This is a genomic window from Pseudooceanicola lipolyticus (assembly GCF_002786325.1).
Lineage (GTDB): Bacteria > Pseudomonadota > Alphaproteobacteria > Rhodobacterales > Rhodobacteraceae > Pseudooceanicola_C > Pseudooceanicola_C lipolyticus.
The window spans coordinates 1-10,765 of the sequence record NZ_PGTB01000135.1 but is presented as its reverse complement, the minus strand read 5'-3'; the positions used below and the strand labels follow the sequence as shown (position 1 = coordinate 10,765).

Annotated in this window: 10 protein-coding genes and 1 tRNA gene; 1 reads left to right on the top strand and 10 read right to left on the bottom strand. The window is 60.8% G+C overall.

From position 1 onward, the window contains the following. The 7 genes from CVM52_RS20255 to CVM52_RS20225 form a co-directional block, all read right to left on the bottom strand. A partial coding sequence (locus tag CVM52_RS20255) for a lytic murein transglycosylase (RefSeq protein ID WP_100164233.1) occupies nt 1-842 on the bottom strand: 842 nt, incomplete at its 3' end. 99 nt (nt 843-941) lie between these two features. Then, nucleotides 942-1,382 carry a homoprotocatechuate degradation operon regulator HpaR gene (hpaR, locus tag CVM52_RS20250; RefSeq protein WP_100164231.1) on the bottom strand — a complete coding sequence of 147 codons (441 nt, stop codon included), beginning with the start codon at nt 1,380-1,382 and terminating at the stop codon, nt 942-944. Nucleotides 1,383-1,553: 171 nt separating this feature from the next. Continuing rightward, nucleotides 1,554-2,894: a histidinol dehydrogenase gene (hisD, locus tag CVM52_RS20245; protein WP_100164230.1), complete on the bottom strand. Its 1,341-nt coding sequence runs from the start codon at nt 2,892-2,894 to the stop codon at nt 1,554-1,556. A gap of 31 nt (nt 2,895-2,925) precedes the next feature. Beyond that, the gene (locus tag CVM52_RS20240; protein ID WP_100164229.1) at nt 2,926-3,726 is read right to left on the bottom strand and encodes an ABC transporter ATP-binding protein; all 801 of its coding nucleotides are present in this window, start codon (nt 3,724-3,726) and stop codon (nt 2,926-2,928) included. Then, complete coding sequence (locus tag CVM52_RS20235; RefSeq protein WP_240621013.1) at nt 3,723-4,541, bottom strand: ABC transporter permease; 819 nt, start codon at nt 4,539-4,541, stop codon at nt 3,723-3,725. The genes CVM52_RS20240 and CVM52_RS20235 overlap by 4 nt, the downstream gene beginning before the upstream one ends. Nucleotides 4,542-4,603: 62 nt before the next feature. Beyond that, entirely contained in the window at nt 4,604-5,563 is a 960-nt protein-coding gene (locus tag CVM52_RS20230) for an ABC transporter substrate-binding protein (protein ID WP_100164227.1), read from the bottom strand. Between the two features lie 15 nt (nt 5,564-5,578). Continuing rightward, a complete protein-coding gene (locus CVM52_RS20225; RefSeq protein ID WP_205964998.1) occupies nt 5,579-7,663 on the bottom strand; it encodes a N,N-dimethylformamidase beta subunit family domain-containing protein in 2,085 nt (694 codons plus the stop codon). A gap of 142 nt (nt 7,664-7,805) precedes the next feature. Here CVM52_RS20225 and CVM52_RS20220 point away from each other — a divergent pair, with 142 nt between their 5' ends. Continuing rightward, nucleotides 7,806-8,597 (top strand): helix-turn-helix transcriptional regulator, encoded by a 792-nt coding sequence (locus CVM52_RS20220; protein ID WP_100164226.1) that lies wholly within the window; start codon nt 7,806-7,808, stop codon nt 8,595-8,597. A gap of 304 nt (nt 8,598-8,901) precedes the next feature. Here CVM52_RS20220 and CVM52_RS20215 read toward each other — a convergent pair. The 3 genes from CVM52_RS20215 to CVM52_RS20205 all read right to left on the bottom strand — a co-directional run. Continuing rightward, a tRNA-Thr gene (locus CVM52_RS20215) sits at nt 8,902-8,977 on the bottom strand. A gap of 45 nt (nt 8,978-9,022) precedes the next feature. Continuing rightward, nucleotides 9,023-10,525, bottom strand: a complete 1,503-nt coding sequence (locus CVM52_RS20210; RefSeq protein WP_100164232.1) for a heme biosynthesis protein HemY — start codon at nt 10,523-10,525, stop codon at nt 9,023-9,025. Between the two features lie 10 nt (nt 10,526-10,535). Next, a partial coding sequence (locus CVM52_RS20205; protein ID WP_240621012.1) for a mitofilin family membrane protein occupies nt 10,536-10,765 on the bottom strand: 230 nt, incomplete at its 5' end.

Here is a 10,765-nt window from a genome sequence, read left to right as displayed (position 1 = left end):
TCGGCCGGCACCACCCCCAGCGCCGCCCAGGAGGCAACGCTGCGCCGGTTGCCACGCGCGGCGCTGGCCAGGTCAAAGCCCTCGGGCAGCACCACTTCGATGCCCCAGGGCTGCCCGCGCACCCAGCCCGAGCGGGCCAGGTACGAGGCGGCAGAGGCCAGCGCATCCACCGGGTTGTCCGACCAGATGTCGCGCCGCCCGTCACCGTCGAAATCCACCGCATAGGCAATATAGGAGGTCGGGATGAACTGGGTATGGCCCATTGCCCCGGCCCAGCTGCCGGTCATCCGTGCCGGCGTGATGTCTCCATTCTGCAGGATGCGCAGCGCCGCGATCAGCTGATCCTCGAAAAAGGCGCCGCGCCGCCCGTCAAAGGCCAGGGTCGCGGTGGCCGAGATCACCGGCACCGCGCCGCGCCGCTCGCCATAGAAACTTTCCAGCCCCCAGACCGCGGTCACCACATGGGCGGGCACCCCATAGCGCCCGGCGACGGCATCCAGCGTCGCCTGGTGCCGGGCCAGCGCGGCGCGGCCCTTGCTCACCCGCTCGTCCGAGGCGGCGATGGCGAGATAATCCTCGAGCGTGCGCGTCGATTCGGTCTGGTTGCGGTCGCGCTCGACCACGGCGGGCAAATAGCCGACACCGCGAAAGGCCGCGTCGAAGGTGGCGGGGGTGATCCCGCGCGCCAATGCCCGCGCCCGGAAGCCGGCAACCCAGGCGTCGAAAGCCGGGTTGGGCGCCGGGCGAAAGGTTGCCCCCGGCGCCGGGGCCGCGCCCGGCATACAGGCGGATAACGCCGTCGCGGCCAATCCCAGAACGGCGGTTCTGCGCGTCAATCTCATGGTGGTGCCCTGCTCTTGCCCCGGTTTGCCGCAGTCTAGCGTATCATCCGCGCCGGGCAATCCGGCGCGGCAGCGCTGCGCGGAGCGGCGCGCAGGCGGTCACGACTTGACCGGCAGGCCGTCCAGCTCGTTCAGCAGGTCAAGCAGCAGGTCATACCGCTCGGCTCCCATCTGGTCGCGCACCGCGTCCAGCACCGCCTGGTTGCGCTCCATATTGTCGGCGATCAGCCGCGCACCGCGCGGGCTGATCTGCACGATCTGGCGCCGGCGGTCGGACTTGTCCTGTTGCCGCCGGATCAGCGTCTTTTCCTCCAGCTTCTGCAGGATGCGGGTGAGGCTGGGCAGCAGCAGGCAGGCCTGTTCCGAGATTCGCGTAGGCTCCATCGGCCCGCCCTCGTCCAGCACCCGCAAGACGCGCCATTGCTGTTCGGTCAGACCGAGATCGGAGAGCAGACCGCGAATTGGACCCATCAGCCGTTCCCGCGCGCGCAACAGCACGATGGGCAGGGACCGGGACGTCGGCAGCAATAGCTTGGTCATAGTCAAGTCTTGCCGATCCGGCGGCGCGGCGCAATCCTCGAATGCAACAGACCGTCCTTTATGGTTAACAAAACGTTAATCCTCCCTGCCCGCCAGACCGGCGGTTTCGTCGTGCAACACCCATGGATCGGCGGTGCAAATCGCCACGGCACGCTCCGGGCGCTTTGCTGACTAGCACTGTCCGGCGCGCCGCAAGCTCGACACTGCGTTGGCATGCGCATCAAAGCCTTCATAGCGCGCGAAACGCTCGGTATGGGGTGCCATCTCGTGAAAGCCGCTTTGGGACACATGCGCAATCGACGCGCTTTTCAGAAAGGCGTGGACGCCAAGCGGTGAGCCGAATTTGGCGGCGCCAGAAGTCGGCAACACCGCATTAGGTCCCATGACATAGTTCGCAATCGAACTTGGCGCGCACTCGCCCAGCAGAATTTCAGACGCTTCGGTGATATGGGCAAGGTGCTCAAAGGGATGCTTTGACATGACCTGAAGATGTTCGGGCGCATAGGCATTGACGAAATTATAGCCTTGCCGAAGATCTCGCGCGATGACGATCCCACCGTTTGCTCCACCAAGAACGGTGCGTGCAAACTCCGCGCGTTGAATCGACATATGCTGATAGAGATGCTCGATTTCCTGAGCAACCCTGGCAGCGAATTCAGGGGTGGGCACCACCGTAAATACGGAACTATCCGGCCCGTGCTCTGCCTCGATCAGCGTGTCGAGTGCCACCAGGTAAGGGTCGGCGGTTTCATCGCAAAACAGCATACTTTCGGTCGGTCCGGCCCGCACGCTTGACGCGATGGTGCCACTTAACAGGCGCTTTGCCGCCACGACCCAAGGGCTGCCAGGTCCTTCGATCACATGGCATTTCGGCACCGTTGCGGTACCGAAGGCCGCCGCTGCCACGGCCACGGCCCCGCCTGCCTTGAAGACTTGATCGACCCCGGCAATTTTGGCGGCTACCAGCGTTCCGGCATCGACTTTTCCATCTGGCCCGGTCGGCGTGACAATGATGGGATTTTTCACGCCTGCGACAATTGCAGGGATGGCCGTCATCAGGGTCACGGAAGGAAACGAGCCTTTGCCGCGTGGAGAGTAAAGCGCCGCGCTTTCCACAGGTGTATGTCGCTCTCCGACGAGAACACCCGGACGGATTTCTTTTGTCCACATCTCGCCGGGCATCTGCTCTTCGTGAAACCGGCGAATATTGTCAGCGGCGTAGTGCAATGTCTCGATCAGATCGACGGGCAGGCTGTTTTCAGCTTCCTGAAACTCGCTTTCGGATACCGCGATCTCGCCGAGTCCGATCTGCGCTCCGTCGAACTTGTCCGCAAAAAGCACCAGTGCCTGATCGCCATCAGTTTTCACCGCGGCGATGATCGGTTCAACAAGCTCCAGAAAGGGGCCCAGGTCCTGCTCGGTTCTTACGAGCAGCTGATCCACCTCAGCTTTGGCAAGGGCGTTCAGGTCGTGAATAGCCGTCGGCCGGACCGTTTCAGGTTTATCCGTCATTGCGTGCTCATGACTGTGTGGGGCGCAACCGCTAGGTTGCAGCCATCTGTTCCATGTGCATCACCTTAAGCGTCTCTTCTCGAATGTCGGTCAGGATTTCCCGTTTATATTCAGAGAATTGGCTGTCGGTGACGATCTCGAAATTCCTTGGGCGCTCAAGTTCGATCTGGATCTCGCGTTTCACCAGGCCGGGCCGGCTGCCCAAAACCACCACTCGGTCAGCAAGGAAAATGGCTTCATCCACGTCGTGGGTAACAAAAAGCACTGTGACTTTGTGATCTTCCCAGACCTTCAACAGCAATTCCTGCATCATCCCCCGGGTCTGCGCATCGAGGGCGCCAAAAGGCTCGTCCATCAGAAGAATCGAGGGCTTGTAGACAAGCGACCGCGCGATCGCGACCCGCTGCTTCATGCCGCCGGAAAGCTGCTTGGGATAGGTGTTTTCAAATCCAGTCAAGCCAACCGCCTGGATAAAGTGCGAGACAAGCTCGTCTTTTTCGGCGGCAGCAAGAGCGCTCTTTTCCAAGGCAAAACGGATGTTGGCGCGGACGGTCATCCACTCAAAAAGACTATAGCTCTGAAAGACAAACCCCCGGTTCCGTCCGGGACCCTCGACCGGCTCTCCGTCGATGAGGATCTCTCCGCCGGTGGGCTCATCCAGGCCCCCAATCATGTTCAACAGCGTGGATTTGCCACAACCGGAGGTCCCAACGATTGAGACGAATTCGTTCTCTTGCACCGACAAGTCGATACGTCGGATCGCTTCGATTGCCTCATCGCCCGAACCAAATATCTTGCCGACCCCGTCAATTACTACCTTTGCCTGGGTCATCGCTTGTCACTCTTCCACTTGAACAGTTTCTTGCCGGACTTTTTGAAGGCGTAGTCAGTGAGCAAACCGAGCAGGCCGATGAAAAGTGTCCCGAAAAGGATCGTATCGGTCGCCAGATAGCGTTGCGCATCCATGATACGCCGACCCAGCCCTTCACTCGCCGCTACGAGTTCGGCAACCACCAGATATGTCCATGTCCAGCCAATGGTGATCCGGAAGGTATCCCATATTCCCGGCGACGCCGCGGGAAGAACGATCCGCCGCAGAATTTCACGGTTGTTGAATCCCAGGGTCTGACCGGCACGGATGAGGTTGATGTCGATATTCTTCACATTGTCCATGATCATAAGGACCTGCTGGAAGAACGTGCCCAGGAACAGAATGAGAATCTTTTGCATGTCACCGATCCCGGCCCACAGGATGGACAACGGGATCAAGGCAACAACCGGCATGTACCGCATCGTTGAGATCAGAGGCTCCAGAGAGCCTTCGATGATGCGAAAATTGCCCATCAGGATACCGACAGGAAGGGCCACCGCCGTCGCAGCGAGCCACCCCACCATGATCCGGTAGAAGCTCACAGATGCGTCCTGTATGAGGATGCCCTCGCGCAACTGCCGCCAGCCTTCGGCGATGACGTCTACCGGACCAGGGAGAAAGAGCGGCTCGACATAGCCAGAGACCGTCACGCCCCACCACATTGCGACCAGAAGAACCGGCACCAGGATTCCGGAAAAAGTGTAAATGTTTGCCGGAATATCCTGCCTGAGACGCAAGAGTCCGGGCCGCTTCTTCTTTTTTCGATCTGATGTCACGTGTTGGCCTATCGTTCATGGGGCGTTGCCACAGCCTGCGGCAACGCCATTTTTCTATGAGCTCAGTTCTGCATGCTCAGAAGGACATCCAACATCAAGATATCGTCGGCCGTCGGCACTTTGGTGATCTCTTCGGGCTTTGCCTCTTTCAGGATCTCGCCGATTTCCGTGACGGTCTCCTGGAAGCCGCCGTTGTAGAATTCGATCATCTCTTCGATGTTGTAGAGGCGCACGCCGGCCCAGGCGGGCGCGAAATAATCCCGCTTGGCTCCAACTGCGTCTGCAATCATCGCCTGGCCTTCTTCGGGGTTCTCGCGGATGAACGTCACCGCATCGTCCCAGGCCAAAATCAGCCCACGCACGACGTCAGGATTTGCTTCGATCCAGTCGGAACGTGCGGTGAGCAGGTCGCTGATCAGGCCGGGCTTTTCTGCCGCCGTGTAGAGCACCTTGTTCGAGTCGCTTTTGGCCAGCGCGGCCGAAATATACGGCTCGTAGGAGACGGCCACATCCACGCGGCCCGAGACCAAAGCGAGCCCGGCCTCCGACGCGCCCATCGGGACGTGTTCGATATCGGAGATGCTCATGCCGTTTTCGCGCAGGGCATAGTTCAACAGCAGGTCGCTGGTGGTCCCGCTTTCAAACGCAATCTTCTTCCCGGCCAGATCGGAAATGGAATTGATATCGTTGCCCGCGATGATCGCGTCTGCCTCAAAGGCAAGGTCCATGATCATGAAGCCACGTTGGTCGACGCCTTGATTGTAGCTGGTGATCACGCCGTTCGTTGCACCGGCGATGACATGAAGGTTACCGCTCGCCAAAGCGGCCAGCATGTCCTGATCCCAGTTGAAATTGCTCAGTTCAACGTCAACGCCATGTTTGTCGAAGAAACCTTTTTCTTCGGCAACCCAAAGCGGTCCGTAGCCAAGCCATGGCTGCAGGCCAAGCTTGACCTGTTCGGCCATCGCGGATGAGGCGGATGCTGCGGCGATGGCAGCGGCGATCGTAAGGTGTTTTAACATCGTTCTTCCCTGTTGCTAGAGTGCGGTTTGCGGGTCCGTCGCTCGACGGTTTTCTCGTTTCTGAGAAATCGTGAATCTGTTGATGACATTGAGGGTCAGCCTGCCGACATCGTTCATCTCGCCGGCTTCAGGCAACGCGCCGAGCCACGCGACCGAACCGGTGGTGAAGATCTTTGCGCCGTTGGGCAGTTGGCGAATGGTCATCTCGGCGCAGCGCCGCTGCATTTCTTCCGCTTCACCACCCTCGTACCAACGCGTCGGGTCATGAAAGAATGACTCGGGAAATCCGGTTGCCCGTGCCACCACGATTGTATCGGGCGACGTGCCAAGATGCGGGTCCGTTGCGTCCACCTCATAGCCTGCAGCCCCGCCCAACACGATCCCGGTGTCGCCGAAGCAAGTATCGCGCACCCCCTCGAAGATCCATGAGACGTCTTCGTCGTAGCTTGCGGGTGTACGTTCATAGGGACGCGCCCCGTCGAACCCCATGAGCGAAATGGCCTTGCCAACGAGACTAAATTCGCCGCGGCCCCGATGCCGCAATAAGCCGCCGAGTTCGTTGGTGAGCGCAAGCGCAAGTTCCCCAACAGGCCCGTCCCACGTGCGACCGGCTTCCAGTGCGGACCGGCGCAGTTCCATATATCCGTCTTTCAAGGCCACGCCACCAGCAAATCCGTTGCCGCCGAGATAGGCGAGGCTCCCGCCGGTCGCGATATAGCGCCGGACCGCAGCCTCCATTTTGTCGGTGACGTATTCCGGGTGACTGCCAGTCAGAACGCCTTGATACCCTTCGAGCGCGCCGAAGCCTCGTTCGTCGAGATCGTGGTCCGTGATGAGGTCGAATTTCACACCTTCTCGGTGAAGAAACCGGAGAAAATGAAGATCGACGGGCAGGTTGTGCGGACAGCCGCAGAGCGGGTAGTTGTAGTCGGCTCTGATTGTGACCTTCGGCTTCTTGTAAGACACAAGCGAGACGCCACTCGCGTCGGAATGGTAGTCATAGAGCGAACGCAGATTGTTGTGAAATGCAAAACTGTGGCCCCTATCCTCGCATTTGTGCGGATAGAGGTGCCGGGGCAGGTATTCGTCGGCGTATGCCAGGTAGGTTGCGGTGGGCAGCACCACCAATAACGGCGCCTGCACAGAGTGGCTGGAAACGAAAAAGACAATCTGTTCTGTCGAATTCGCTGTCTCTACGTCGAAAGAATAGACCCCAGCCGGTGCATCTGATGGAACCATGACACCATAGGATGCGGGCCAATCCAGGGGCGCCATGTCATCGTCGTGGAAATGGACGGCGTCATAATGGGCGGGCACAACCTTGGGATCCATGCTGGACCCGTCCCAACGCCGAGACAGTGTACAAAAGGTTGGAGCGTTGACGAGTTGCAGAAAAACCGGCCGATCGGTCCCGATCGAGGCGATGGGTTTGGTGGTATGCAGGGTTGGAAAACGCCATTGCGCTTCCAACAACGTCCCTTTCAGTGCAATTCGCCCGATCTTGGCATTCAAGGTTTTGGTTTGGGCATCGCGGTTGCTGAGCAGAGTGATATCTTTGCCAAACCCGCCGCCGGCCGACGCGCAAACCGACATCGAGAGCTGCTGAGGCGCGAACTCGTCGGTCGAGGTCACATCGACACGTAAGCCCTGTGCCGTTTTGGACAGGCGAAACAGCAGCCAGGTCTTCTGGGGAAGCGGTTCCGACCGGGCGACTTCTTGTTTCGATAGGAACGCGCAGAGCGCGCCATTTACCAGTTCAAGCGACAGGTCCCCGGTCGCCAAGACAACGCGTCGGTCGGGATTGCGCGTCAAAAACAGCTCGAAAAACAGCTCCTCTACATCGCCGATTTTTTCGAGCTCCTGCGCGGCGATGGTAACGTACGAGCCTTGTTCGAATTGGCGGTGGACCGCCGGCGCGCTCAGAACCTGCACGGGCCAGGTGGTCTTTCGCGGTTCATCGAGGTCTATGCGCGACACGCTGATGCCGGTGACGGGCGCGGAGGTAGACAGATGCAGCTGGATCGCTCCCGACGGCCGCGTGATCCACGGGGTCGTAAACCCAACCACCTTCATGGCGCCGTGATCAACATCGACCTTCATTCGGGTTTCCTGATTTTGCACCACAGGTGCATTCGGTGCGTACCCCTCTATTGATAGTTTTCATGTACAATATCATGAAACGAGTGGTATATACCCTCAGCGGGGTAAACCGGACCAAAAAGTACCCCTGGAGGGGTATAAAATGACCACCGATTCACTTGAGGCAGCGCTAGAAGGGGCAATCCGATCGCTTGGCGCAAACACGTTTCACGGCCTCTTCGCCGCGGCGGTGCGGGCGATCATCGACTATGACAACGTCATTTCCATGATCTGGACCGGCCCCGCTTCGCCGGTGGTTGTTTACAAGGACTATCGCGGGTCAAACGTCTTCCGAAGGCTGGAGGAAGATTACCTGTCGGCGGCCTTTCAGCTCGATCCCTTTTATCGGTACCACTTGGATGGCGCAAAGCCCGGAAGCTACAGGTTGCTGGAGATTTCCCCGGACAATTTCACCCGAAGCAAATATTACGAGTGGTATTATGGCGACCTCGGAATTTCGGATGAGATCACGCTGTTTTGTCCGATTGGCAAGCAAATGACCGCCACCGTTTCAATCGGAACCTCGACGACATCCCACACCAGGTTCTCCGCGAAATCCGAACGTCGCCTGCGCCAGTACGAGGGCGTCCTCTTGGCGCTGCTGTCGCGCCATTTTGAGCTGCAGTTCCCCAAGACGGCGCGGCCCAGCCAAGAGGCCGCGCTTTCAACTCAGCTCAAAATGGCCTTGGAGGATATCCACGACATCAAGTTGAGCAATCGACAGGCCGAAGTGGCCATCCTGATCCTGCAGGGCCATTCCTCGGAATCCGTCGCCCTGACGCTGAATATCAGTCCTCAGACGGTCAAAGTCTTTCGCAAACAGCTTTACAAGCGCTGCAAGATCACGTCGCAGGCAGAACTGTTTTCGCTTTTGATGCCGCTCTTGGAAAGATGAGTTTGCCGATAGGTCCTTGTGCAGACGGGGCCAGTGCAGAAACTCAAATCGGCACATGTTCCAACCGCCGCGCGAGTTCCTGCGGAACGGCTTGGCACGGGCGGGTCTTTGCGCGACTCCCGGAAAGACACGCCCCCTCTGGACGCCGCGTCGTGGACCGCAGTGTTCAGAAAATCGCAGCGCGTTCTTCAACCGCAAATATCGGCCGCCGATTCCCCTTTTCGATCCCTAGGAAGCGCAACGGTGGATCGAGGCCGTCAGGCAGGGCCTGGCATGCTGAAAAATGGTACTGGTCCATTTTAAGTGGTGCCGCTGAAGGGACTCGAACCCCCGACCCCATCATTACGAATGACGTGCTCTACCAGCTGAGCTACAGCGGCCCGGTGCGGCGGGCTCTTAGCATCGGGGCGCGGCGCTGGAAAGGGCTAATTTACCGCAGGCTTGCTTGGGTCGGGCGATTCCTCGGCGGGTTGGGGTGCGGGCTCCTCGGACTCGGTCGGCACGTCGATGATGTCGCTCTCGGGCAGATCGGCCGCCGGCGGCTCGTCGGTGGCGCCGACGATCAGCGGCAGCATATGGGCGCCGGTGGCGCTGGTGATCTCGGCGCGCGGCGGGGTGGTCCAGCTGAGCGTGTCGAAGCTTTCGCAATTGTCGCAGACCGGCTGCCATTCGCCGTGGCGGTGGTGGCAATTGTCGCAGACCCATTGCGGGCCGCGCGGCGCGTTCAGTGCGCGGGCCAGCCAGCCCTTGATCACGTTGTCCGAGGCGCCCTCGCCGCGTTCGATCGCGGCCATTAGGGTCAGGGCGCGGGCATCGGCGGCCTCGGATTGCGCCAGTTCGCCCAGCGCGCGGCGGGCTTCGGGGAAATCCTCGGCCACGATGTTGAGCTCGGCCAGCAGCAGCCGGGTTTCCGGGTGGTCGGGATGGATCTTGGTCAGCGTCTGGAAGCGTTTCAGCCGCTCCTGCGGGGTTTCGTCGGGTACGATGGCGGCAAAGGCGGCGGCCAGGTCGGGATGCGGCTGGGCCTCCCAGGCCTTGCGCAGGATGCGGGTGGCATTGCGCGGCTTGCCCTTGGCAACATAGGAGCGCGCCGCCAGCGCCGCCGCCGGCACCAGGTCGGGAGACAGCCGGTTGGCCGTGATCGCCTTCTCGCGCGCCTCGAGGCTGACGTCGTCCTCGATCACCTCGCGGGCCTCGGACAGCGCCAGAACCGCCTCGCGGCGGGAATAGACATCGCGTGGCAGGCTGCCGGATTTCAGCTTGGCGCCCAGGGTGCTGCGTGCCCCGGCCCAGTCGCGCGCCTGCGCCTGCAGCTTGAGCAGCACATCCTGGGTTTCCTCGTGTTTGGGTTTCAGCGCAATTGCCTTCTCGGCCAGCTTGCGGGCGGTTTCGCGGTCGCCCTCGGCCAGCTTCTGCTTGAGGATCCCGCGCACGCCGACAAAGCGGGTGCTGTCATTGGTGATCAGCTTTTTATAGGTCTCGGTCGCCTTGCGGGTATCCCCGGCCATCTCGGCCGCCTGGGCGGTCAGCAGGTTGGTCAGTTCCGGCTTGCGCAGATAGCGTTCCGCCTTGGCCGCCTTGGACATCGCCAGCCGCCCCTCGCCCGAGGCCAGCGCCATCATGCCATCGGCCAGCGCCTTGTAGCCGCGCGCCTCGCGGCCGCGGTCGAAATAGCGCGACACCGCGGTTTCATCGCCATTCAGGAAGCGCAGGAAGGCAACCGCCAGCGACAGCAGTTTCAGCACCAGCCAGACGGTCACCAGCAGCAGCAGCGCCGCGATCACCGATTGCAGCGGGCCCAGTGTATATTCGGTGCCGGCAAAGGTGACCCGGACGCCGCCGGTGGTCTCCATCAGCAGTCCGGCGCCATAGGTCAGAACCGCGACAAGCGCGACGAAGAAAAGTATCTTGATCAGGGACCAGAGCATCATGCGTCCTTCACTTGCTGGACTGGCTTTGCATCAGGGCGGTCGCGGCCTGTTTGGCGGCGATCCGGCGCTGGGCGGAATCGATCCAATCGGCCAGGGCGGGTTTCGCCGCATCCGGCAGCGCCGCCAACTCGTCCAGCGCCTGTTGCAGCTGACCGGTCGACACCGCGGCCTCGGCGCGCGACAGGATGGCGTCGGGATCGTCGCCGGCGCGCGGCTCGACCGAGCGGGCGCCGAGCT

What these genes read in the sequence shown, in the direction of transcription:
- hpaR (WP_100164231.1), bottom strand. Translation starts at nt 1,382, where the DNA reads ATGACCAAGCTATTGCTGCCGACGTCCCGGTCCCTGCCCATCGTGCTG.
- hisD (WP_100164230.1), bottom strand. Translation starts at nt 2,894, where the DNA reads ATGACGGATAAACCTGAAACGGTCCGGCCGACGGCTATTCACGACCTG.
- CVM52_RS20220 (WP_100164226.1), top strand. Translation starts at nt 7,806, where the DNA reads ATGACCACCGATTCACTTGAGGCAGCGCTAGAAGGGGCAATCCGATCG.
- CVM52_RS20240 (WP_100164229.1), bottom strand. Translation starts at nt 3,726, where the DNA reads ATGACCCAGGCAAAGGTAGTAATTGACGGGGTCGGCAAGATATTTGGT.
- CVM52_RS20210 (WP_100164232.1), bottom strand. Translation starts at nt 10,525, where the DNA reads ATGCTCTGGTCCCTGATCAAGATACTTTTCTTCGTCGCGCTTGTCGCG.
- CVM52_RS20225 (WP_205964998.1), bottom strand. Translation starts at nt 7,663, where the DNA reads ATGAAGGTCGATGTTGATCACGGCGCCATGAAGGTGGTTGGGTTTACG.
- CVM52_RS20230 (WP_100164227.1), bottom strand. Translation starts at nt 5,563, where the DNA reads ATGTTAAAACACCTTACGATCGCCGCTGCCATCGCCGCAGCATCCGCC.